The sequence below is a fragment of the Friedmanniella luteola genome (assembly GCF_900105065.1).
GTDB lineage: Bacteria > Actinomycetota > Actinomycetes > Propionibacteriales > Propionibacteriaceae > Microlunatus > Microlunatus luteolus.
Window position 1 is genome coordinate 2,576,951 of record NZ_LT629749.1, and the last position, 22,970, is coordinate 2,599,920.

Sequence of the window (22,970 nt, forward strand, 5' to 3'; positions counted from 1 at the left end):
CCGCGTGGTGGGGCTGCTGCTCGCGGCCGGCGCCGGTCGCCGGGCGGGCGGCCCGAAGGCGCTGCGCCGCGACGCGGACGGCACCCCGTGGCTGTCCCGCGCCGTCCGGGTGCTCGCCGACGGCGGCTGCGCGCCGGTCGTCGTCGTGCTCGGCTGCGCCGCCCCCGAGGCGGCCGCACTGCTGGCCGCCCACCCCCTGCCCGGCGCCGACGTGCGGCCGGTGACCCACCCAGGCTGGGCCGACGGCCTGGCGGGCTCCCTGCGCTGCGGGCTCGACGCGGCGGCCGCCCTCGGGGCGGCGGCCGTCGTCGTCCACCTCGTCGACCTCCCCGACGTCGGCGCCGACGTCGTCCGCCGGCTGCTCACGGTGGTGCCGCCCGAACCGGAGGCGCTGGCCCGCGCCGGCTACCACGGCCGTCCCGGGCACCCGGTGCTGGTCGGCCGGGCGCACCTGCCCGCGCTGCGGGAGACCGTGTCCGGGGACGCCGGGGCGCAGGCCTACCTGAGCGACCACGACGCCCTGGTCGTGGCCTGCGACGACCTGGCCGGCGGCCACGACGTCGACGAGCCCGCCGGGAACCGGCGTGCGTGACGTGCTGCCCGCGCTGCTGGGCTGGTGGCGGGAGGGCCGGACGGTGGCCCTGGCCACGGTCGTCGGCACCTGGGACTCCGCGCCCCGACCGGTCGGCGCGGCCATGCTGGTGGGCCCCGACGGCAGCGTCGTCGGCTCGGTGTCCGGCGGCTGCGTCGAGGCCGACGTCTGCGCGCTCGCCGAGGAGGTGCTGGCCGACGGCGTCCCCGTGCTGCGCCGCTACGGCGTGAGCGACGCGGACGCGCTGGCCGTCGGGCTGCCCTGCGGCGGCACCCTCGACGTGCACGTCGCGGCGGTCTCGCCCGCGACCTTCCCGGGGCTCGACGAGCTCGCCACGCTGGTCGACGCCGGGGAGCCGGTGGCCGTCGCCACCGTCGTGGCCGCGCCGCGCCCCGACCAGCGGGGCCGTCGGCTGGTGCTGCGCCCGGACGGGGCGCGGCTGGCCGGCGGTCTGGGCTCGCCCCGCGTCGACGCCGCCGTCACCGACGACGCCCGCGGCCTGCTGGCCGCCGGGCGCGACGAGCTGCTGACCTACGGCCCCGACGGCGAACGGCTGGGCGAGGGCCTGCAGGTCCTGGTGGCGGTGCTCGCCCCGCGGCCGCGGATGCTGGTCTGCGGGGCCAGCGAGTTCGCCACGGCGCTCGCACGGATGGGCGCGTTCCTGGGGTACCGGGTCACCGTCTGCGACGCCCGCGCCCGGTTCGCCACCCCGGCCCGCTTCCCCCAGGCCGACGAGGTCGTGGTCGACTGGCCGCACCGCTACCTGGCGGCGGAGGCCGCCGCGGGCCGGCTCGACGGGCGCACCGCGCTCTGCGTGCTGACCCACGACCCGAAGTTCGACGTGCCGCTGCTGGCCGCCGCGCTCCGGCTGCCGCTGGGCTACGTCGGGGTGATGGGGTCCCGGCGGACGCACGCGGACCGGGTCGCCCGGCTGCGCGCCGAGGGGCTCACCGACGTCGAGCTGGGCCGGATGGCCAGCCCGCTGGGCCTCGACCTGGGTGCCCGCACGCCCGAGGAGACCGCGGTCTCCATCGCCGCGGAGCTGGTCAGCCGGCGGTGGGGCGGGCAGGGCCGGCCGCTGAGCGAGGGCAGCGGGCGGATCCACCACGAGCCGGGCGGACCCGGGACCGCTGAGCCCTGACGTCGGGCCCGCCCCCCGGGACGCGACCCGTCAGCGGTTCCGCAGGACGCCCGTCAGGCGATGATGCGCAGCCGGACCGTCTCCGGCAGGCTGCGCAGCTTGTCCAGCAGCTCGTCGCTGAACGGGGCCGCGATGTCGGTGACGACGTAGCCCAGCTGGCCGCGGGTGGAGAGCGTCTGGCTCTCGATGTTGACCCCGAAGTCGGCCAGCACCCCGTTGACGGTGGCCAGCACCCCCGGGACGTTGTGGTGCACGTGCAGCACCCGGTAGCGCTCGGGACCGTCGCTGGCCTGCACGTGCGGCAGGTTGACCGACATCGTCGTCGTGCCGGCGAGCGCGTAGTCGGCCAGCTTCCCGGCGACGTAGCGGCCGATGTCCTGCTGCGCCTCCTCCGTCGAGCCGCCGACGTGCGGGGTCAGGATGACGTTGGGCAGCCCCTGCAGCGAGGACACGAACGGGTCGCCGGCCGTCTTCGGCTCCTCCGCGAACACGTCGAGGGCGGCGCCGGCGATGTGGCCGCTGAGCAGGTGCTCCCGCAGCGCCTCGTGGTCGACGACGATGCCGCGGCACAGGTTGAGGAACAGGCTGCGGGGGCGCATCTTCGCGAACTGCTCGGCGCCGAACAGCCCGGTGTTGCCGGCCCGGCCGTCGACGTGCAGCGTGACGGTCTCGGCCTCGGCCAGCAGCTCGTCCAGCGAGCCGCAGCGACGCGCGTTGCCCAGCGCGAGCTTGTCCGCGACGTCGTAGAAGAGCACCCGCATGCCGAGGGACTCCGCGACGACGGACAGCTGGCTGCCGATGTTGCCGTAGCCGACGATGCCCAGCGTGCGGCCGCGGACCTCGTGGGCGCCCTTGGCCGACTTGTCCCAGACCCCGGCGTGCATCTTGGCGTTCTTGTCCGTCAGGTGCCGCGCCATGGCGATGATCTCGGCGATCACCAGCTCCACGACGCTGCGGGTGTTGGAGAACGGGGCGTTGAAGACGACGGTGCCGCGCTCGGCGGCCGCCTCCAGGTCGATCTGGTTGGTGCCGATGCAGAACGCCCCGATGCCGAGCAGGTCGGGTGCGGCGTCCAGCACGGCCTGGGTGACCGTGGTCTTCGAGCGGATCCCCAGCAGCTGGACGTCGCGCACCGCCTCGACCAGCTCGGCCTCGTCGAGGGCTCCCCTGACCGTGGCCACCTCGATGCCGCGCTCGGTGAGGAGGTGGACGGCGTCGGGGTGGATGTTCTCGAGCAGGAGAGCCTTCATGGTTCCTCGTCAGCTGGCCGGGTGCACGCGGGGCGCGGCCCAGTCTAGGAAGAGGTGCCCGCGCGCGCCCGGTCGTCTCAGGCCTGCCCGCCCGCGCGGGGCCGGCCCGCCGGCTCAGGGCCGCGCGGCCGGCACCAGGTCGGTGTACGCGGGCCAGGGAGGGCGGCCGGTGGCGGCGAGCATCGCGTCGAGGCAGGCGGCGGCGAAGACGTCGGCGGCCGCGGTCAGCAGCGCCGTGAACCCGGCCAGCGCCGCCGCCGGGTCGGCGGGCTCCGGCAGCCGGCCCGCGGCGAGGCAGAAGACGGTGTCGCCGTCGGTCATCGAGTGCACGGGCCGGACGGCGCGGGCCAGCCCGTCGTGGGCGACCGCCGCCACCTTGCGCGCCTGGGCCGGGACGAGCGCCCGGTCGGTCATCACGACGCCGATCGTGGTGGCCAGGGACGGTGCCGGGTCCGCCTCCGCGGTCGCCAGCGCCGCCCGCTCGGCGGCGGAGGGCCGGGGCAGCCGGTGCTCGACGTCGGCCCAGAGCCGCCCCGTGCGCGGGTCGACGGCGGACCCGGCGGCGTTGACCACGACGGCCGCCGCGACCGCCGCCCCGTCGGGCAGCGTCTGCTCGGCGAAGCCGAAGCCGCCCTTGAGCCCGCCGCACTTCGCGCCCGTGCCGCCGCCGACGCAGCCGCTGGCCGGGCGACCCGGCCGGGCGGCGGCCAGCGCGGCGGCGCCGAACTCCGCCGTCGGCCGGTGCCCGAAGTCGCCGCCGCGACCGAGGTCGAAGATCACCGCGGCCGGGACGATGGGCACGACCTGGCCCGGCTCGGGGCCGACCGGGAAGCCGAGCCCCCGCGCCTCCAGGCCGCCCATGACGCCGTCCGCGGCGGCCAGGCCGTAGGCGCTGCCGCCGGTGAGGACCACCGCCTGCACCTGCTGGACCAGGGTGCTGGGGTCCAGCAGGTCGGTCTCCCGGGTGCCGGGGCCGCCGCCGCGCACGTCGACACCGCCCACCGCGCCGTCGCGGGCCAGCACCACCGTGGTCCCGGTCAGCCAGCCGTCGCCGTCGGCGGTGTGGTGCCCGATCTCGAAGCCTGCGACCATCCGCCCACCCTAGGGCGCCGGCCGTGCCGCCCGCTGAGGTCGGCCGAGCGGGTAGACAGGGGCCGTGCCGCTCGACGACCGCGACGACCTGCTGGCCCGCTACCGCCGGCTGGTGCTGCACGCGCTGCCCGCGCGCGCCCGCGCCGAGCGCTGGGTGGTGACCGCCGACCACTGCTTCGGTCGGATCGTGCTGGACCACGCGGTCGGCGGCTGCTGGTACGACGTGCTGGACCGCCGCCGGTCCCCCGCCTTCGCCCAGCTGGACGACGTCCAGCTGGGGGCGGCGGTCCGGCTGGCCGAGCGGATCGACGCCGAGGGCGACCCGCTGCTGCGCCGGCTCGACGAGCAGAGCCTGCGCTGGCGCGGCCGCCCGCCGAAACCCGGCCGCCGCCCGGCCCGACCGGCCGCTGAGCCCCCGCCGTGCTGAGCGACGTCCGCCTGCACGAGCTGGCCGCGGCGCTGGTGGGGGTCGGGGGCGTCGAGGCCGTCACGCTCGGCGGCAGCCGGGCCCGCGGGACCCAGCGGCCCGACTCCGACGTCGACCTCGGCCTCTACTACCGGCCCCCGCTGGACGTCGCCGGCCTGCGGGCGCTGGCCGCCACGCTGGCCCGGGCCCGGGACGGGCAGGTCCCGCAGGTCACCGAACCGGGGGCCTGGGGGCGGTGGGTGGACGGCGGCGGCTGGCTGCTGGTCGACGGGATGGCCGTCGACTGGATCTACCGGGACCTGGACCGGGTGCGCGCCTCCTGCGCGGCCGCGCAGCAGGGCTCCGCGGAGTTCCACGCCCAGGTGGGGCACCCGCTGGGGGTGCCGGACTTCGCCTACGCCGGCGAGGTGGCGCTCGGCCGGGTGCTGGCCGACCCGGCCGGCGAGCTGGCCGTGCTGCGCACGGAGGTCGCGACCTACCCGCCGGCCCTGGCCCGGGCCCTGGTGGGTCGGCTGGCGGAGGCCGCGTTCCTGCTGGGTGGTCTCGACAAGCCGGCCGGCCGCGGGGACGCCGCCTTCGTCGCAGGGGCGCTGTTCCGCGTCGTCGGGCTGTGCGCGCACGCCCTGCACGCCCGGGCCGGGCGCTGGGTGATCACCGAGAAGGGCCTGGTCGACGCCACCGGCACGCTGGCCGGGGCGCCGACCGACTTCAGCCGCCGGGCGCACACCCTGCTCGGCGGGCTCGGCACGACCCCGGACGGACTCCGCGCCTCGGTGGCCGCCGCGGCGGCTCTGCTCGCCGAGGTCGTCGACGCGTGCGCCGACCCGCCCGCCCGCTGACCGGGCGGGGCTAGAGGGCGAAGCGGGTGCCGCTGTAGCGGCCGGCGAGCGTGGTGCCCGCGCCCAGCCCGCCCTTCCCGTCACCTCGGAACAGCATGAGCTCACCGGCCTGCGTCCGGGCCACCACGTCGCCCCGCCCGTCGCCGGTCAGGTCGCCGACCGCGGTGATCGCCGGGTAGGCCGACCAGCCGGTGCCGAGCGACACCGCCGCCCCGAACCCACCGGTCGTCCCGCGGTGCAGGTACAGCCGGTCGCCCCGGGCGGTGAGCAGGTCCGGGCGCCCGTCCCCGGTCAGGTCGCCCGGGCCGCGCAGGGCGTCCCGGTCCTGCCAGCCGCTGGCCAGCTTGGTCAGGCGGGCCCGGCCGGTGCGGCCGTCGCCGGCGTGCAGCCAGAGGTTGCCGGCGGGGCTGATGCTGACGAGGTCGGGCCGGCGGTCGCCGGTGACGTCGCCGACGGCCGCGAGGGTGCGGATGCCGCCGCCGAAGCGCATGTCCACCCCGGCGGCGAGCCGACCGGTGCTGGAGCCGCGACGCAGCAGCAGCGTCCCGTCGCCGGAGCGGGTGATGACGTCCTGGTAGCCGTCGCCGTTCCAGTCCCCGGCGTTGAGCACGTGGGTGGCGGAGCCGTACCCCGTGCCGAGGGTGACCGGCGGCTGCAGGACGCCCCTGACGACCGGGTACCGCCGCAGGGTGCTGCCGCTGACGAGCAGCAGGTCGGCCCTCGACGCCGAGCTGTAGGTCCGGGGGTGGCTGGCGTAGGCCGGGCCCGGCTCCAGCGTGGTCGGCGCCGGTGGCGGCGGGGTCGGGGCGGTGCCACCCGTGCTGGCCCCCGCGACGGTGAAGAGCGAGGAGCGCATCCCGAAGCGGTACTGGAAGGTCTCACCGCCCACGGTGACCGAGCCCTTGCTGCCGGTGACCGTGATCTTCTCGACCCGGCCACCCCAGGCGCCCGACCCGTCCCGGCGGGTGACCTGCAGGCGCTGCACGGTGCCGACCGAGGGCCACGACCGGCTGATGGCGGCTGCGGTGAGCGTGCGCGACCAGGCCTGGGAGGTGATGACGCCGTCGTACGGGTCGGCCTTGGCCACGAGGTAGGGCAGGTTGCTGGCGGCCAGCGCGCCGCCGTTGGAGGAGGCGAACTGGGTGAGGGCGACCCGCCCGCCCTGGCTGACGACCCGGCCTGCCGTCGCCTTGACGGCCGCGTCGCCGCCGCCGGTCTCGGCGCGCTTGCCGCCGTAGACCTGGCAGGTGTCGGTGTCGCAGATGTCGTAGCCGGGCCGGTCGGAGAAGTCCCGGGTGCGGACGGCGTAGGAGCGGGCGGCCACGGCCTGGCTGCGCACCGCGTCGGCCGCCCAGGAGGTCGGCATCTCGACCGGCACGACGGCCCGCACGTAGTCCTCGAGCAGGACGGTGTTGACCGTGCGGCCACCCGAGCCGTTGCGGACCAGCGCCAGCGATCCCCGGTACGCCCGGGTCGAGCCGCCGGGCCGCACGAGCGTCAGGACCTTCGCGGAGGAGGAGAACGACCACGTGCCGCCGCCGAGGCCGGTGGCCCGCGTCTTCCAGGTACCAGCGGCGTCGAGGGAGGCCAGCTGGTAGCCGTCGCCCTTGCGGCTGATCCGCCACGAAGTGTGGGCTGCGCCCGTCGGCACGGTGTACCGGCCGCCCTCGCCGTCCCTGACCTGGAGGCCCTTCGTCGGCTGCACGCGGAGGTCGCCGTCGCTGTCGGCGGTCAGCAGCACCTTGATCGTCGTGCCGGTGGGCATCGTCGTCAGCGTGGTGCCGGGGTAGTAGAAGGCGAGGATCTGCTTCCAGGTGCGGCCCTGCTGCGCCGCCCCGTAGGCGCCGTACTGGGACATCCCGTGGCCGTGGCCGAAGCCGGCCCCGCGGATCGTGAAGCTGCCCCGGGCCGGCGCCACCGCCGAGTCGGCCGCGGCCGTCGGGGGGAAGAGCAACGTCAGGGAGGTGAGCAGGCTGAGAGCCACCGCGCCGCCCCAGAGCCGCCCCGCACGGCTCCGGACGGTGGTGACGGCGCGTGTCGGGGAGGACATGACCATCCATTCGTTCGGGTGGGCCCAGCCTGCCCGAGGTCAACTCGACACGCCAGAGGCGCAACAACTTTCCTGGGGCTGAGGGGACATCCGGGACGAAAGACCCGAGCCGCCCGTCCCTGCCCGTTCGGGGCAGGGGTGGGGCGGCTCGGGTGGGCTGCGCCGATGGCGACGCAGGGTGTCGGGACCTCAGCTCAGAGTTGGACCTCGGAACCCTGCTCGGCCGAGGCGTAGCACGCGTCGACCACGGCGGCCCGGACCAGCGCCTCGTCCCCCTGGTGGCCCTCGACGTCGCCGGCCAGCACCGCGGCGACGAAGTCGAGCACGGCCGCCGTGTGCTGGCCGTCCGGCGGCACGTTGGGCTGCAGGACCGCGGGGACGCCGTCCTTCTCGGTCCAGATGTCCAGCGACCGGTACGGGTCGGAAGGACTGCCGCCCCACTCGATGCTGGCTCCGCCCTCGGAGCCGTAGAGCGTGACGTAGCACTGGTCCCGCGGGATCCACTGCGCCCAACTCGACTCCAGCAGCAGGGTGCCGCCGCCCTCGAGCCGGAGGAACGCCGTCGAGAGGTCCTCGACGTCGTAGGCGCTGCTCTCGACGCCCGTCTTCCCGGTCGAGGCGTACGGGGACCCACCGCGGCCGCGGGGCCCGAACTCGGCGTAGGTCGCCGCGGTCGCCGAGGTCACGGCCGGCTCCCGGAGGAGGTGCAGGGCCATGTCGAGCATGTGCACGCCGATGTCCATCAGCGGGCCGCCGCCGGCGGTGGCGCGCCGGGTGAACCAGCTGCCGAGGCCGGGGATGCCCTCACGCCGCAGCCAGCCGGCCTTGGCGTAGTAGATGTCGCCCAGCAGGCCGGCGTCGACGATCTTCTTCAGGGCCGCCACGTCGCCACGGCGGCGGTGGTTGAACGAGACGTCGAGGACCTTGCCGTTGCGCTTGGCCGCGTCCACCATCGTCTGCGCGACGGTCGCGTTCTCGGCCATCGGCTTCTCGCTCAGCACGTGCAGGCCGGCGTCGAGCGCCGCGACGGCGATCGGGGCGTGCAGCGTCGTCGGCGTGGCGATGCTGACGACGTCGAGCCCCCCGTGCGCGATGAGGTCGTGCCAGTCCGCGTGCCGCTGCTCGGCGGCGATGCCGTACTGGTCGCCGAGCTCCTGCATCGGCTCGGCCTCCAGGCCGGCCAAGCCCACCAGCTCGACGTCCGGGGACCCGGCGTAGGCGGCCATGTGCTGGCGGCCGGCCCAACCGAGGCCGACGACGCCGGCGCGGAGCTTCCGGCTCTCCGGGCCCGCGCTCACGCGCGGATCGCCTTGCCGCCCGCGAGGTACGGGGCCGGCTCGTTCACGACCTGCGGGGCGACGAAGTCGGCCGCCTGGTCGGGCCGGGCCCACTGCACCGCGTTCGCCAGCACCCGCTTGATGTCGGGGTGGTGGTAGACCGGGTACTCCTGGTCGCCCGGGGAGAAGTAGAAGACCTTGCCCTTGCCGCGGCGCCAGGTGCAGCCGGAGCGGAACACCTCGCCGCCGGAGAAGGTGGAGAGGAAGACCTGCTCGTCGGGCGCGGGGATGTCGAAGTACTCGCCGTACATCTCCTGCTCGTCGATGACGATCGGCGAGGGAACGCCCTGGCTGATCGGGTGCGCCGGCGAGACGTTCCAGACCAGCTCGGTGTCGGCGGAGTTGCGCCACTGGAGGGAGCAGGTGGTGCCCATGAGCTTGATGAAGATCTTGGAGAAGTGGGCCGAGTGCAGGGCCAGCAGGCCCATCCCGCCCAGCACCCGACGGTGCACCTTCTCGACCACGGCGTCGTCGACGGCGGCGTGCCGGGCGTGGCCCCACCAGGTGAGGACGTCGGTGGACGCCAGCACCTCGTCGGTCAGACCGTGCTCGGGCTGGTCGAGGGTGGCGGTGCGGACCTCGACCTGGTCCCCGAGGAGCTCGCTCAGCCCGGCGGCGATGGCGCCGTGCATGCCCTGCGGGTAGCGCTCGGCCATGCCGGCGCGGTCGCGGTCGCTGTGTTCGTGGAAGTTCTCGCCCCATACGGTGACGCGGATCGGTGAGTTCACGGTCCCCTAGTCTGCCCGTTCGCACCGACAGCTCGTGCACCGGGATCATGTCGGGCATGGCGTCGGGTTTCTCGGTCCAGCAGATGAAGCTGCGTGCGTTCGACCTCAGCGAGCGGACCACCCGGCTGGGTCGGCGGTCGCTGGACGCCCGGTGGTCCCGGCTGCGCTCGCGGGGCTTCCTCATCCCGCAGACGGCGGTCACCGCCGGCCTCGCGTGGCTGCTGGCCAGCGAGCTCTTCCAGCACTCGAACCCGTTCTTCGCCCCGATCGCCGCGATCATCTGCCTGGGCGGCACCTTCGGCCACCGGATGCGTCGCGGCCTGGAGATCGCCCTGGGCGTGGCCGTGGGGATCGCCGTCGGCGACCTCTTCGTCCAGCTGTTCGGCCAGGGCACCTGGCAGGTCGTGCTGGTGGTCGGGGTGTCGATGGGACTGGCCACCCTGCTGGGCGCCGGCCAGCTGATGACGACGCAGGCCGGGGTGCAGTCCCTGGTGGTGACGCTGCTGCTGCCCGACCCCAACCAGGGGCTCGAGCGCTGGCTCGACGCCGTGGTGGGCTGCGTCGTCGCGCTGCTGGTGGCGACGATCGCCCCCAGCTCACCGCTGCGCCGGCCCGGGAAGCTGGCCGCCTCGATCCTGGCCGAGGTCGCGGCCACGCTCGAGGAGGCCGCCACGGCGCTCCGGCTCGACGACGAGGCCGCGGCCGACCGGGTGCTGGAGCGGGCCCGGGCGACCGAGGACCAGCTCCAGACGCTGGCCGAGGCCAACCGGGAGGGCCTGGCCGTGATCCGGCACTCCCCCTTCCGGCGCCGGCAGCTGAGCGAGGTGCAGGCCTACGCCCAGCTGCTCGACCCGCTCGACCGGGCGAGCCGCAACCTCCGCGTGCTGGCCCGCCGCGCCGTCGTGCTCGTCTGGCGGGAGCAGCACGTGCCGCCGGGCTACCTCGACCTGCTGCGCCGCCTCGGCGCTGCGGCCCGGTCGATGTCGGTCGAGCTGGAGCAGGGCCGGCTCCCCCGCTCCGCCCGTGACGAGCTGGTCGCCCTCGGCGAGGTCAGCTCCCACCTGGAGCTCCCGCACACCCTCTCCGCCGTCGCGGTGCTGGCGCAGGCGCGCTCGATGATCGTCGACCTCCTCGAGCTCACCGGCCTGCCCACCGAGGACGCCCGGGAGCTGGTGCCGGAGGTGGACTGAGCCCCGGACCACAGGCCCCAGGCTCCCCGATTTGGCATCCTGGTGGGGACTGGGTAGTGTTCTGCTCAGCGGCGCGGGGTGGAGCAGCTCGGTAGCTCGCTGGGCTCATAACCCAGAGGTCACAGGTTCAAATCCTGTCCCCGCTACGAACGGAACGGCCCGCACAGGTGACTGTGCGGGCCGTTCTTGCATCCGGCAATCGGGTTCCACTGGTCAGCGCCGCACCGCCCTCGAGCTCCTGCCTCCCTCAGCACCGCCCACCCCGGCGTCGAGGCCTGGCTGACGGCGGGTCCTTCGGCCTCGGACCCTCGGCGTCGACCCTGGTCTTGGTCACTCCGGTGAGGGTGGCTGCCCTGAGATTCGCCGGCTTCTGGACAGTGGCGTCGGCACGTGGTCGTTCAGGCATTCCCCGGTGTGAGAGTTCGCATGATCAGTTCGGCCAGGTCGGGCGGGTTGGCCAGTGAGTCGTTGGTCAGGACGACGATCACGGCGTCCCGGGAGGGCACGTACCAGAGGACGGACCGGAAACCGGGCAGGAAGCCGCCGTGGCCCCAGATGACGGTGCGGTAGTCGGGCCGGAGGATCTCCAGGCCGAGACCGTAGTTGCTGTTGCGAGGGTGGAACGGCCCCTCGGCCACCATCGCCATCAGGGTGGCGGGCCGCAGCAGGTGGCCGCGGAACAGCGCGTCGCCGAAGGCGAGGAGATCGGCAGCTGTCGAGATGAGGGCGCCCGCTGGCCCCTCCGAGGTCTCCAGGGCCAGCCAAGGCCCCCCGGTCTCCACGTTCTCCTCGTCCCCGTCATTGTCGGCGTCGAAGTAGCCGGGCAGCACCGCTGCGCGCGCCGGCTCTAGCCCCGCGATGAAGGTGTGGGTGAGCTGCAAGGGGTCGAGCAGGCGCTGGCGCACCTGCCGCGCCCAGCTGGTGCCGGTGACGACGCGGATCACCTCGCCCAGCACGACGTAGTCGGTGTTGGAGTACTGGTAGCCGGTGCCTGGGGGGAACTGCGGCTTGTCGTGCGCGACGAGGGCGAGCACCTCGGTGGTCGACCAGCGCCGGTTCCGGTCCTCGAGCAACTCCTTGCCGAGGCCGGCGGCCTGGGAGTAGTCGGGGAGGCCGCTGGTGTGGTTGAGCAGCTCGCGGACCGTCACCCGCCCGGCGCTGACGTCGGGGAGGTAGCGGGCGACGGGGTCGTCCAGGCGCAGCCGGCCCTCCTCCACCAGCTGCAGCGTCACCACGGCGACGAAGACCTTGGTGATGCTGGCGGTGCGGAAGGAGGCGGAGGTGCTGACCGGGGTCGCGCTCCCCCGCTCCGGGCTCCCGCTGGCCCCGACCCACGTCGTGCCGTGTGCGTCATCGAGACCGGCGACGACCGCCGGGACGTCGGCGCGGGAGCGCCAGCGGTCGAGCAGTGCCTGCCTCGCCTGCGGGGTCTGCTGCTGGGGGCCGGCGGATTGCACGGCGCCGCACGCTGCTGCGGCGGTGACCAGCAGTGCTGCGGTCAGGACGGCGCCGAGCACGCGCTGGGTCGTCGACCGGGGTGTTGTCGCCATGGTGGGTGCTCCCTTCAGGTGATGTCGCTGCGGTGCAGCTGGAGGGCCCCTGCGCCGAGAAGCAGGACGGTGTAGCCGAGCAGGGCCGCGCCACCCGCCCAGACCGGGAGGAGGAAGGGCAGGGTGCCAGCGTTCTGGACGGCGGCTGTCACACCGTGGAGCGACCAGCGGAGGGACGCGGGCGGCAGCCCGGACAGGGCCAGTGGCTCGATCCCCCACACCCAGACGAGCGGAAGGAGCACCGCGAGCGGCTGGTTGCGGCGCAGCAGGGCGCCGACGGCGGTGCCGAGGAGGGCGTACAGCGGGTAGGTGAGCAGCAACCCGAAGCCCGCCAGGGCGGTCGACGCGTTGACGAGACCGCCGGCCCACGCGCCGCTGAGGATGCCGAGGGCCGAGACGACCAGCAGGGACACGAGGCCGAGACCAAGACCCAGCAGGAGCGCGGTCAGCACCTTGGCCACCAGCAGCCGGACCCGGTCGGGCGCCTGGAGGAGGAACGTGGCGACGGTCCCGTGCCGGAAGTCGGTCGTGACCACGAGCACGCCGAGCAGCAGTGCCCCGAGCGCAGCCTGGCCCATGGCGTCGAGCACCCCGAGCGCGGCACCGGCGGTGCCCAGGGACGGGGTGCCCCCACGGCCGGCCCGGGCGATCGGCTGGACCGCGAGCACCAAGGTGGCGAGCGAGGTCGCGAGCACCAGGAGCCAAGGCATCCGGGTGGTGCCGAGCTTCAGCAGCTCGGAGCGGACGAGGGTGCGCAGGGCGGGCACGATGCGCCTGCTCAGCTGACGTCGGAGCGGACGAGGCGGCGGGCGCCGAGCAGCGTCAGCGCGGTCCCGTACCCGAGCAGCACCAGCGCCGCTGCCCAGACGGGTAGCAGTCCGGCGGCGATGTCGCCGGAGATCGCCCGAGTGGCCCCGCCTGGTGTCCACGGCACCAGGACGTCCAAGCCGTAGGCGGGCAGCAGGGTCTCGACGACGAGCATCCAACCCAACGGCAGGATCAGGGCGGCCGTCTGGTTGCGGACCAGGAGGCCCACGGCGACGCCGAGCCAGGCCCACCATGCGGCGGTCAGCAGCCCTCCCGGGATGGCGCAGACCAACGCACCGTCCGGGTTGAGGTGCACCGCGCCGGCCGCCATCGCCCGGACGACTGTTACGAGCAGGAGGAGTGCCGCCACCGCCGCCCCGGTGAGCGCTGCCGCCACCACCTTCGCGACGACGACCCGAGTCCGGTCCGGGCTGGCCAGCAAGGTCGACGTCCACGTCGCGCTGTGGAACTCCCGGGTGACGCTGACCACGCCGAGGAGGGTGATGACGAAGATCCCCACGCCGCTGGTTCCCAGGACGGCGAGGGTGAGCTCGCGGCTGCCGGGCGTCGGAGCCCCGACGCGACCGAGGCCGGCGAGCAGGAGCTCGAGGCGGACCAGCACGAGCAGGACGGCGACGACGAGGAAGACCCAGGTTGCCCGGGTCCAGTAGAGCTTCAACAGCTCGGTCCGGATGAGGGTGGTCATGACGCGCTCGGTCCGGTCCCGGTGAGCTCGAGGAAGGCGTCCTCGAGGTTGTGCCGCTCCGCCTGCATCTCGTAGACGACGAGGCCCGTGGCCGCGACGGCCTCCCCCACCTGCTGCGTGGTGACCCCACGGGCGATCACCCCGTCCGGCGGGGCGAGCTCAGCGGTGATGCCGCGGGAGATGAGCATCTGGTGCAGCTTCTGCGCCTGCGGCGTCTTGACGCGGACGGTGTTGCCGGTGTCGCCGGTCAGCTCGCGGACGCTGCCCTGCATCTTCAGCCGTCCGTTCTTCACGATGACGACGGAGTCCGCCGACAAGGCCAGCTCCGCGATCAGGTGGCTCGAGACGAGGACGGTCCCGCCCTGCTCGACGCGGCGGCGCAGGAGCTGACGTAGCCAGTGCACACCGGCGGGGTCGAGCCCGTTGGTCGGCTCGTCCAGGACGAGGATGGCCGGGTCGCCCAGCAGGGCGCCGGCGAGCATGAGTCGCTGGCGCATCCCCAGCGAGAAGCCGCCGACCCTGCGGCGGGCAGCGTCGGCCAGCTCGACCTCGGCCAGCACCTCGTCGACCCGGGAGGTCGGTATCCCGCTGGGGTGGGCGAGGATCCGGAGGTGGTTGCGGGCCGTCCGTCCTGGGTGGAAGCCGGTCGCCTCGAGAGCGGCGCCGACGGTGAACGCGGGCCGGCGGAGCTCGGGGTAGGGCGCCCCGTTGACCAGCGCGACGCCCGCCGAGGGGTGCACCAGACCCAGCAGCATCCGCAGGGTGGTCGTCTTGCCGGACCCGTTCGGGCCCAGGAACCCGGTGATGGTGCCGGCTTCCACCTCGAAGCTGAGGTCGTCGACGGCCGTGACACGGCCGAAGTGCTTGCTGAGCCCGTGCACCGAGAGAGCGGCCATGGCCCTTCCTTCCCGAGGGTGGTGCGATGTGCTCTCCACGTTAGGAACGGGACCGCTCAACCTCGTCAGCCCGGAGCGGGCTCTCGGCCTACCGCACCGGTTGGAGCCGTCTCATCCCGGAAGGGGATGCTCAGCTGCCGCCGGGGTGGACGAGCCCGCTCTCGTAGGCCAGCACCACCAGCTGGGCCCGGTCCCGGGCCTGCAGCTTGGCCATCGCCCTCGACACGTGGGTCTTGGTGGTCGCCTCGCTCACCACGAGCGCGGCCGAGATGTCGGCGTTGGACAGGCCGCGGCCGACGAGCGCCACGACCTCCCGCTCCCGGTCCGTCAAGCCGGCCAGCAGCCGCATGGCGTCGGGCCGGGCGTGCCCGCGGGCCTGGACGAACGCCTCGATCAGCCGCCGGGTGGCGGCCGGGGCCAGCAGCGCCTCCCCCGCGGCCACCACCCGGACCGCGTCGAACACCCGCTCCGGCGGAGCGTCCTTGAGCAGGAACCCGCTCGCCCCCGCCTCAAGTGCCGCGTAGACGTACTCGTCGGCGTCGAAGGTCGTCAGGATGAGGACGCGCACGGCAGCCGTCGTCGCGTCGGCCTTGATCATCCGCGTGGCCTCGATGCCGTCCAGCAGGGGCATCCGGATGTCGGTGAGCAGCACGTCCGGCTCGAGGGAGCGGACGAGGTCCACCGCTGCGCGTCCGTTCCCGGCCTCCCCGACCACGGTGATGTCGTCGGCGTGCGCGAAGATCGCCTGCAGGCCGGCCAGCACCAGCGGCTGGTCGTCGGCGATCACCACCCGCGTCATCGATCGCCCGTCACGTAGGGGAGCCTCGCCTCGACGCACCAGCCGCCGCCCGTCCGCGGTCCGGCCGAGACCGTGCCCCCGTAGAGCTCCAGCCGCTCGCGCATCCCGATCGCCCCGTGACCCCCGCCGCTCGTGGCCGCAGGCTTCCAGCCGGTCGCGGCGCCGTCGTCCTCCACCCGGATCGCCAGCAGCTGGGCGCCCGCCTGCACCTCCAGCCGCGCGCGGGTGGCGCCGGCGTGGCGCACCACGTTGGTCAGGGCCTCCTGGACCACCCGGTACGCGGCGAGGGACACGCCGGCCGGGACGTGCTCGAGATCGCCCTCCGTCCGCACGTCGACGGTGACGCCGGCCTCCACGACCCTGGACACGAGGGTGTGCAGCTCCGCGACGCCCGGAGCGGGACCGCGTGCGGCGGCTCCGGCGTCCTCGTCCCGCAGGACCGTGACCAGTCGTCGCATCTCGGCCAGTGCCTCCCGGCTCGCGCGCTCGATCACGTCGAGGGCGGCCAGCTCCTGCTCCGGCTTCTTGCCGACCGCCAGCCGCGCCGCCCCGGCGTGCATGGCGATGACGCTCATGCTGTGTGCGACGACGTCGTGCAGCTCGCGGGCGATCCGCAGTCGCTCGGCCGCCACGGCGTGCCGGGCGAGCTCGTTTCGCGCCTGCTCCAGCTCGGACGCCCGCTCTGCGCTCTCGCGGGCCAGGTTCTGCCAGCGGCGGGCCAGGGTGCCGAGGAACCAGGCCGCGGCCACCAGGGCGGCGAAGAGCACGACGGAGTCCCACCCCGGGAAGCCGGCGCTGAGAGCGAGGAGCAGCACGAGCGCGACCTCGGTGCACCCCAGCAGGACGGCCGCCCGGCGCCGCGGGAACTCGCTGCCGAGGGCGTACGCGACGAACAGCACCGCCGGCCCCAGCATGTAGACGGGCAGCCGCAGAACTAGGCCGAAGGCGGCAGCCGTGCCGAGCAGCCCGCCCAGGCACGGCAAGGGCGCCATCCGGCGCAGGGCGACCACTCCCCCGTGCAGCACTGCCAGGACGTGGGCCGTCCATCGCGTTGCGGGCGGAAGTGCCTGGGTGATCTCCGAGGCCAGCAGCCAGGCGGCGTAGCCGGACACCACGGCCAGGAACAGGTCGACGAGCCGCGCCCGCGTCGGCGGCACGACCCTGAGCGCCTCCCGCCGGTCGGCCGACATCTGCTCAGTAAAGCAGCGCCGGAGCGGCTTGTCCCGGGTCCGCGGCGATGACGGTTCCGGTGCGGCCAGCACCCCGGTCGGCGGCGGCGCCGGGCCGTCGACTTCGCGCGGGACGCTCGAACCCGGCCGAGACGGACGTCACCGCGAGCTGGGCTGGAGGCACGGTGAGATCACCGTCGGCGGAGGATCCGACCATGGACAGGCGGGCCGCGTTGGAGGAACGTTCACGAGATCCTGGTCGCGATCCCGCACCAGCGAGAGGCAGGACAGCACCATGGTGGTCGACACCGCAACCGTCCCTCGCTCCGCACGCACGCCTGACCGGTGGGGGGCCGGGTTCGCGCTCAGCTTCATCGTTCTACTCCTCGGCACCGAAGGAGCCGCTGCCCTGCCTGATGTCGGCGACAGCGCCCCCGTGGTCGCTGCCTTCTACAGCGCGCATCGCGGCTTCATCATCACGCTCCAGCTGCTGGGGCTGACGGGTGCGGTGATGCTCGGCGCCTACGGGTGGCGCCTACGGGCCGTCGATCGGCTGGTCGGCGGCATCGGGATGGTCGTCGCGGTCTGCGCCGTGACGCCGGGCCTGCTGACGCTGGTGCTCGCGCTCGTGGCGAACCCGGCCGCGCCGGGCCGCGCGGGCACCTGGAACGGGCTGATTCCCTGGGGCGACGACCTCCTGTTCCTGGGCATCGTGGCGTTCGGGGCGGCTGTGGCGTGGCGCCTCGGGCGTCGGCTGCCTGCACTCGGGGTCCTCGGCGCGGTGGTGTCGCTCGCGTGCCTCTCCCGGCTGCTGCTGGAGGCGATGGGCCGGCCTCGAGGCCCGCTGGAGTCGATCGGCCCTCTGTCGTTCGTGGTGCTGGTAGCGGTGATGGCGGTCCTGAGCTTTCTCGGCGTGCTCCCGCGTTCCGGTGCCGCAGGCGGCGGTTCCGGACCGGCGGCCGGGTGACCCTGCGCCTGGGACTTCGCCGACCACAGCCGCCTGGTGAGGGCAGGCGGCGGGCGCGCAAGCAGAGGCAGGTGGATGGTCAGGTCGGGGGATGCTCCGGTTGGTGGGCCACCGGGCGAGCGTCGAAGAGCCCGGTCTGGTAGGCCAGCACGACCGCCTGGACGCGGTCACGGAGGTTGAGCTTCTGCAGGATGTGCGTCACGTGGGTCTTCACGGTCATCTCGCTGATGAAGAGCTCGCGGCCGATCTCCAGGTTGGACAGTCCCCGCGCGACAGAGCGGAAGACGTCGATCTCGCGCTGGGTCAGGTGCTCGAGTTCTGGTGGCGGTGTCGAGCGGGGGATGCGTGTGAACTGCTCGATCACGCGCCTGGTGATGGCGGGCGAGAGCAGCGCATCGCCGGCGGCGACCGTACGGATCGCCGCGATCAGCTGCTCGGGCGGGTCGTCCTTGAGGACGAAGCCACTGGCTCCGGCGCGCAGCGCCTCGTACACGTAGTCGTCGAGGGCGAAGGTGGTCAGGATGAGCACCCGGGCGGTGCGGTCGGCGGCGATGATGCGCTGCGTGGCCTGCAGCCCGTCGAGCTCGGGCATCCTGATGTCCATCAGAACCACGGTCGGGCGCAGCCGGGCAGCGCGGGCGACCGCCTCAAGGCCGTTGCTCGCGTCGGCGACGACCTCGATGTCGGATTCGTTGGCCAGCAGCATGCGGAATCCGGCGCGGACCATGGACTGGTCGTCGGCCACGAGGACACGAATGCTCATGGCTGGTCCGGCCCGATAGGGAGGCGGGCGGTCAGGACGAAACCGCCAGAGCCTGCGGGGCCGGCGCTCATCTCGCCGCCGTAGATCTTCACGCGCTCGCGCACGCCGACGAGCCCACGACCGAAACCGTCGCTCGCCGACGCCCCCACGCCGTCGTCCCGCACCTCGATCTCCAAGGCCCCGGGCTGGTAGTCCAGCGTCAACGCGGCCTGGTGCGCCTGGGCGTGCTTCAGGACGTTGGTGAGGCCCTCCTGAGCGATCCGGTACGCGAAGAGGTCGAGCGTCTGTGGCAGGGGTACCCGCTCCCCCCGCACCTCCAAGCTGGCGGGGAGCCCGGCGCGCCCGATCTCCGCAATCAGCGCGTTCAGGTTGTCGAGGCCCGGCTGCGGCTCGAGCTCGGGCGCCTCCCCCTCCGGACGCATCGCGGCCAGGAGTCGGCGCATCTCGGTCAAGGCGGTGCGCCCGACCCGCTCCACCCCGCGGAGCGCATCGCTCTGATCAGCCATGCCAGCGGGGAGTCCGTGCCGCACAGCGCCCACCTGCAGCACCATCACGCTGATGGCGTGGGCGACGATGTCGTGCAGCTCGCGGGCGACCCGTGCACGCTCCTCCGCGACGGCGACCCGAGCCACCATGTCCCGTTCCTTCTCCGCGCGGGCGGCCCGGTCCTCCGCCGCTTCAGCCTGCAGGACGCGCTCCTGGAGGATGGAGCCGGCCAGCCAGGAGATGGCAAAAGGCAGCGGCGTGAAGACCAGCTGACTGATCGTGTGTCCAGGCAGGTTGCTGATGACGACCACCATGCACGCCAGCACGAGGACCAGCCCGATGCGGCCCTTCCGCGGGTCGCGTACGTTGCCCAGCAGGAAGGCGGCGGCCATCCCGAGCACGAACACGCTGTTGACAGACGGGATCAGCGGCCCGTCAGCTAAGGAGATCGCCGCCGCCAGCAGCCAGTAGGCCGCCGGCGCACCAAACGGGAAGCGGCGTCGCACGAACAACGGCAACACCATGGCCACCAGGGCCACCGCCTCGAGCCCGAGCGACATCTCCGGCGCAGTCGGCGCGTCGCCACCGATCATCAGCTCCAGAACGCTCGTGATGGTCAGCAACACGGTGACGGCGTCGAGCGCATGGTTCCGCGCGAGAAACCCCCAGCGTCCCACCAGAGGAACGTACCGCCCGCCCCGACCGCCCACCTCCTACCTGAGGAGGAGACGGAGTCGTCGCCGCGGGGGACTCCGAACACCGCTTTCCGGCGATGTGGTCCGCACCCGCCGCTCCTAGCGTCGAAGCATCTTTCAGTGTCCACCTCGGCCGCAGCCCGCTCCGGCCGTCACGGCAAAGGGGAGCACGATGACAGCAACGGCAGCACCCCCTCTCGGGGCTGGGACCACCGACGACGGCACCCGCGACCTCCCGCAGTACTCACTGCGCCAGATCCTGGGGATCTGGGCTGCGGCGACCGTTCCGATGGGCCTTCTCGGCTGGGTCGTCACTCCGTGGATGAGTCACTGGCTGCGGAGCCGCGACCCCTTCATCGACGCCCTCATGATCTGCTTCAACCTCGGACTGGTGTGGATGCTGGTCATGGTGCTGGCCCTCGTCAGACGAGAGCAGGGTTCCCTCGCCTGGCCCGCCGTCCGCGACGCGCTCTGGCTCAGGGCTCCCCGCGACCCGAAGACCGAGCGGGTCGGCGGTCGCACGTGGTGGTGGGTGCTCCCGTTCGTCGTCCTCTCCGCGGGCGTCAACGCGCTGCCCCTGGATCCCACCGGCCCGCTCCCCCGCGACTTCCCCGAGGCCATCCTCACCGACCGGGTGACGAACTACTTCCACGGCAACTGGGCCGGATTCGCGCTGCTCATCGCCGTGGCGTTCCTCTCCCCCATCGTGGAGGAGCTGCTGTTCCGAGGACTCCTGCTGCCGCGGATGCGCGGGGTGTTCGGCCGCGCCGACATCCTGGCGAGCAGCGCCGCATACACCCTCTACCACCTCCATCAGCCGTGGAGCATGCCCGAGAGCTTTCTCGACGGCGTCCTCAACCTGGCCTACCCCACGCGCCGCTTCCAGAGCACCTGGATGGGGCTCATCGTCCACACGGCTCCGAGCCTGCTCGTCGCCGTCACCACGCTCACCCTCGTCCTGTGACCACCGACGAGGCCACGCGCGCCGCCCTGCCCATTCACGCGCAATCACCCGCCACCGCGATCAGGAGCAGCACCACCATGGCCTGCACGACGCCCCCCTCGGTCGAAGCCCCGACCGACCGCCCCACCCCCGGGGATCCCACCCCGCTACCGCAGTACAGCCCGACACGCATCCTCGCCACCTGGGCGTCCGCAGCCCTGCCGATGGCCGCCATGGCCTGGATCGTGGCTCCCCTCCTCGCGCACGGCTTCGCCGGTCCCACCGCCCTGCCCCGCGCGCTCATCCTCGCGCTGACCGCCGGGCTGTTCTGGCAGTTCGTGGTCGTGCTCTTCCTGGTCCGCCGGGAGCAGGGCTCGTTGCGGTGGTCGGTCCTCAAGGAGGCGCTGTGGCTCCAAGCACCACGCCGCCCCAAGGGCGGAAGGCGCGGCGGCTGGATCTGGCTGGTCGTCGTCCCCTTGATCATCGGCCTCGCGGCCAAGGAGTTCCTGCCTACCTTGCCCACGCCAGCCGCCCGCGACATGGGCCTGTTCCTGCAGTCCGCCACCGGACAGACCTTCCTGTCCTCCAACTGGGGCTGGCTCGCGATCATCCTCGCGCTGCAGATCCTCAACACGGTCCTGGGGGAGGAACTGCTCTTCCGTGGCCTTCTCCTCCCCCGCATGCAAGGCGTTTTCGGACGCTGGGACTGGGCCGCCAACGGGGTCCTCTTTGCGCTCTACCACCTTCACGTGCCCTGGGTGATCCCCCAAACCCTGCTCGACAGCTTCGTCGTCGCCTACCCCTCCAAGAGGTACCGCAGTGCCTTGATCGGGATCGTCGTCCACAGTGCGCAGAGCCTCTACTTCAGCATCCTCGTCGTCGCGCTCGTGCTGCGATGACCGCGCTCCGAGATCGCCGGAGGCCGCGCCTCCGACGTGGGCCCGGGCTTTTGTCGTGCGGTCCTGCCAATCAGCAGAGTCGACCATGGACGACTGCTGGATCCGCCACGATCGTGCGGTTGGCATGGCCGTCGCGTGCGACGCCCTGACCATGCACAGAGTGGAGAGCCACCTGACGGTCGCCGCTGACGGGGCAGCGACGACAGTCAGCCGCAGCAGCGCAGCACCGTTCGCGGACCGACCATGCGATAGCGCGCGTCCGATCCAGGTCGTCGTGAGTGATCCCGACGTGGTGCTCACCATGTCTGCTCCGCGGATGTGCCCGGATTTCGTGAGAAGAGCGCGCGGAGGACGGGCAGGGCCAGGCCGCCTGGCCGGGTCTGCCGGAGTTCGGACAGGGCCTGTACTCAGCAGTGCCTGCCCGGGTGCCGATCAAACCCGAGGACGTGCAGCAGGAACGATCGGCGCGGCCCGCAGGGGCCGCCCCGGACCGGCAGCGACGATCCCTGAGCCATCTCGGTTCCTCTCGCCCAGATGTCCGACCCCTGTGGTTCGATCGGAGGAAGTCGAAGGGGTGGCAGATGCCTGGGCAGGGTTCACAGCACGCGAGAGAGCAGTCTCCGCCAACAGCGCGATCGCAGATCTGCGCGGTCTCCCCGCTACGAAGCAGGACAGATCAGGGCCAGGTTCCCCAGCGGGGAGCCTGGCCCTGATCTCGTCCTGGGCAGCGATCCCGCCGGGAGCTCCGCCCGATCGGGTGCGCGCGGCCGCAGGTTCCGCAGACTCGGGGACCTGCTGGGGCGCTGTGTCGACGTCGCGTCCGCACTGGAGCACCTCGGAGCGCCGGGCCGGTCCGACCGGCGGCTCCGGCCAGACCGCGTGGCGTCAGGTCCTGGGCTCGCTGGGGCTCTCGGCAGGGATCACCTCGGTGGTGGAGAGCCGCCCGTCGATCACCTGCCGGGCCACCGCGTGCAGCGGCTCGCCGTGGCGCTGGGCGTGGGCGCGCAGGTACGAGAACGTGGCGGCCGGGTGCAGCCCGGTGCGTTCGGCGAGCACACCCTTGGCCTGCTCGATCAGGATCCGCGTGTTGAGCGCCACCTGCAGCTGCTCGGCCAGGATCGACGGGTCCCGCCCGGTGCGCTGCTGCAGCAGCGAGATGGTGGCCACGTCCGCCAGCGCCTGGCCGAGGGCGACGTCGCCGTCGGACAGGCGCTGCTCCGCCTTCGAGAAGATGTTCACCGCACCGATCAGGTCGCCGCGCAACCGCAGGGGCAGGGCATGCGTCGACCTGATACCGGCCTCGAGCGCCTCGGCCGTGAACCGCGGCCACCGCTCCCGCGCCTGGCGGACGTCGACGTTGATGACCGCCTTGCCGGTGCGGATGGTGTCCAGGCACGGGCCCTCCTCGCTCTGCAGCTCGAAGACCTCGAGGTCGTGCATCAGGTCGGGCGCCGAGGCGACCAGGCGCAGCTCACCGCTGGAGTCGACGAGCATCAGCCCGGCCGCATCCACGGCGAGCAGCTCGATGCAGGCCTCCGCCAGCTCGAGCATCAGCTCCGCCACGTCGAAGTCCCCGACCAGGGTGTCGGCCAGCTGGACGAAGACCTGGGCGATCCGGATCTCACGCGACACCATGTCGGTCCA

Annotated in this window: 22 protein-coding genes and 1 tRNA gene; 9 read left to right on the plus strand and 14 right to left on the minus strand. The window is 73.5% G+C overall.

Annotated elements, in window-relative coordinates:
• The first annotated feature begins 4 nt into the window (after positions 1–4).
• Entirely contained in the window at positions 5–592 is a 588-nt protein-coding gene (locus tag BLT72_RS12155; RefSeq protein ID WP_091413132.1) for a nucleotidyltransferase family protein, read from the plus strand.
• Positions 585–1,733 carry an XdhC family protein gene (locus tag BLT72_RS12160; protein WP_091413133.1) on the plus strand — a complete coding sequence of 383 codons (1,149 nt, stop codon included), beginning with the start codon at positions 585–587 and terminating at the stop codon, positions 1,731–1,733. Before BLT72_RS12155 ends, BLT72_RS12160 begins: the two co-directional genes overlap by 8 nt.
• Before the next feature lie 53 nt (positions 1,734–1,786).
• Here the strand turns inward: BLT72_RS12160 and serA are convergent, their stop codons facing one another.
• Both serA and BLT72_RS12170 read right to left on the minus strand, forming a co-directional pair.
• Complete coding sequence (gene serA / locus BLT72_RS12165) at positions 1,787–2,983, minus strand: phosphoglycerate dehydrogenase (RefSeq protein ID WP_091413134.1); 1,197 nt, start codon at positions 2,981–2,983, stop codon at positions 1,787–1,789.
• A gap of 114 nt (positions 2,984–3,097) precedes the next feature.
• Positions 3,098–4,075, minus strand: coding sequence for a P1 family peptidase (locus tag BLT72_RS12170; protein WP_091413135.1), 978 nt, complete (start codon positions 4,073–4,075; stop codon positions 3,098–3,100).
• Between the two features lie 64 nt (positions 4,076–4,139).
• On the opposite strand from BLT72_RS12170, the gene BLT72_RS12175 reads away from it, so the two are divergent.
• Both BLT72_RS12175 and BLT72_RS12180 read left to right on the plus strand, forming a co-directional pair.
• Positions 4,140–4,502 carry a hypothetical protein gene (locus BLT72_RS12175; protein ID WP_091413136.1) on the plus strand — a complete coding sequence of 121 codons (363 nt, stop codon included), beginning with the start codon at positions 4,140–4,142 and terminating at the stop codon, positions 4,500–4,502.
• Complete coding sequence (locus BLT72_RS12180; protein ID WP_091413137.1) at positions 4,496–5,341, plus strand: nucleotidyltransferase domain-containing protein; 846 nt, start codon at positions 4,496–4,498, stop codon at positions 5,339–5,341. The genes BLT72_RS12175 and BLT72_RS12180 overlap by 7 nt, the downstream gene beginning before the upstream one ends.
• Before the next feature lie 10 nt (positions 5,342–5,351).
• On the opposite strand, the gene BLT72_RS12185 is transcribed toward BLT72_RS12180, so the two are convergent.
• The 3 genes from BLT72_RS12185 to BLT72_RS12195 form a co-directional block, all read right to left on the minus strand.
• On the minus strand, positions 5,352–7,391 hold the full coding sequence (locus BLT72_RS12185; RefSeq protein WP_172826066.1) for a SpoIID/LytB domain-containing protein: 2,040 nt from the start codon (positions 7,389–7,391) through the stop codon (positions 5,352–5,354).
• 194 nt (positions 7,392–7,585) lie between these two features.
• Positions 7,586–8,689 carry a Gfo/Idh/MocA family protein gene (locus tag BLT72_RS12190; protein ID WP_231930016.1) on the minus strand — a complete coding sequence of 368 codons (1,104 nt, stop codon included), beginning with the start codon at positions 8,687–8,689 and terminating at the stop codon, positions 7,586–7,588.
• The gene (locus BLT72_RS12195; protein WP_091413139.1) at positions 8,686–9,456 is read right to left on the minus strand and encodes a ThuA domain-containing protein; all 771 of its coding nucleotides are present in this window, start codon (positions 9,454–9,456) and stop codon (positions 8,686–8,688) included. Before BLT72_RS12195 ends, BLT72_RS12190 begins: the two co-directional genes overlap by 4 nt.
• Before the next feature lie 56 nt (positions 9,457–9,512).
• On the opposite strand from BLT72_RS12195, the gene BLT72_RS12200 reads away from it, so the two are divergent.
• Positions 9,513–10,646, plus strand: a complete 1,134-nt coding sequence (locus tag BLT72_RS12200) for an FUSC family protein (RefSeq protein ID WP_172826067.1) — start codon at positions 9,513–9,515, stop codon at positions 10,644–10,646.
• A 72-nt stretch (positions 10,647–10,718) separates the two neighbouring features.
• Positions 10,719–10,792 (plus strand) — tRNA-Met (locus tag BLT72_RS12205).
• Positions 10,793–11,044: 252 nt separating this feature from the next.
• On the opposite strand, the gene BLT72_RS12210 is transcribed toward BLT72_RS12205, so the two are convergent.
• The 6 genes from BLT72_RS12210 to BLT72_RS12235 form a co-directional block, all read right to left on the minus strand.
• On the minus strand, positions 11,045–12,196 hold the full coding sequence (locus BLT72_RS12210; protein ID WP_091413141.1) for a serine hydrolase domain-containing protein: 1,152 nt from the start codon (positions 12,194–12,196) through the stop codon (positions 11,045–11,047).
• A 14-nt stretch (positions 12,197–12,210) separates the two neighbouring features.
• A complete protein-coding gene (locus BLT72_RS12215) occupies positions 12,211–12,963 on the minus strand; it encodes a hypothetical protein (RefSeq protein ID WP_091413142.1) in 753 nt (250 codons plus the stop codon).
• Positions 12,964–12,974: 11 nt separating this feature from the next.
• Positions 12,975–13,709: an ABC transporter permease gene (locus BLT72_RS12220; protein ID WP_091413143.1), complete on the minus strand. Its 735-nt coding sequence runs from the start codon at positions 13,707–13,709 to the stop codon at positions 12,975–12,977.
• Positions 13,706–14,605, minus strand: coding sequence for an ABC transporter ATP-binding protein (locus tag BLT72_RS12225; protein WP_091413144.1), 900 nt, complete (start codon positions 14,603–14,605; stop codon positions 13,706–13,708). The genes BLT72_RS12220 and BLT72_RS12225 overlap by 4 nt, the downstream gene beginning before the upstream one ends.
• 130 nt (positions 14,606–14,735) lie before the next feature.
• Entirely contained in the window at positions 14,736–15,404 is a 669-nt protein-coding gene (locus BLT72_RS12230) for a response regulator (protein WP_091413145.1), read from the minus strand.
• Complete coding sequence (locus BLT72_RS12235) at positions 15,401–16,594, minus strand: sensor histidine kinase (RefSeq protein ID WP_091413146.1); 1,194 nt, start codon at positions 16,592–16,594, stop codon at positions 15,401–15,403. The genes BLT72_RS12230 and BLT72_RS12235 overlap by 4 nt, the downstream gene beginning before the upstream one ends.
• Before the next feature lie 274 nt (positions 16,595–16,868).
• Between BLT72_RS12235 and BLT72_RS12240 the strand changes: the two genes are divergently transcribed.
• Entirely contained in the window at positions 16,869–17,540 is a 672-nt protein-coding gene (locus BLT72_RS12240) for a hypothetical protein (RefSeq protein ID WP_091413147.1), read from the plus strand.
• Positions 17,541–17,619: 79 nt separating this feature from the next.
• On the opposite strand, the gene BLT72_RS12245 is transcribed toward BLT72_RS12240, so the two are convergent.
• Both BLT72_RS12245 and BLT72_RS12250 read right to left on the minus strand, forming a co-directional pair.
• Positions 17,620–18,303, minus strand: a complete 684-nt coding sequence (locus tag BLT72_RS12245; RefSeq protein ID WP_091413148.1) for a response regulator — start codon at positions 18,301–18,303, stop codon at positions 17,620–17,622.
• Positions 18,300–19,466, minus strand: a complete 1,167-nt coding sequence (locus BLT72_RS12250) for a sensor histidine kinase (RefSeq protein ID WP_091413149.1) — start codon at positions 19,464–19,466, stop codon at positions 18,300–18,302. Before BLT72_RS12250 ends, BLT72_RS12245 begins: the two co-directional genes overlap by 4 nt.
• A 340-nt stretch (positions 19,467–19,806) precedes the next feature.
• Here BLT72_RS12250 and BLT72_RS12255 point away from each other — a divergent pair, with 340 nt between their 5' ends.
• Positions 19,807–20,448 (plus strand): CPBP family intramembrane glutamic endopeptidase, encoded by a 642-nt coding sequence (locus tag BLT72_RS12255; RefSeq protein ID WP_157720471.1) that lies wholly within the window; start codon positions 19,807–19,809, stop codon positions 20,446–20,448.
• The gene (locus BLT72_RS12260) at positions 20,445–21,326 is read left to right on the plus strand and encodes a CPBP family intramembrane glutamic endopeptidase (protein WP_197677010.1); all 882 of its coding nucleotides are present in this window, start codon (positions 20,445–20,447) and stop codon (positions 21,324–21,326) included. The genes BLT72_RS12255 and BLT72_RS12260 overlap by 4 nt, the downstream gene beginning before the upstream one ends.
• Positions 21,327–22,211: 885 nt before the next feature.
• Here BLT72_RS12260 and BLT72_RS12265 read toward each other — a convergent pair.
• Entirely contained in the window at positions 22,212–22,961 is a 750-nt protein-coding gene (locus BLT72_RS12265) for a GAF and ANTAR domain-containing protein (protein WP_231930017.1), read from the minus strand.
• Positions 22,962–22,970 lie beyond the last annotated feature (9 nt).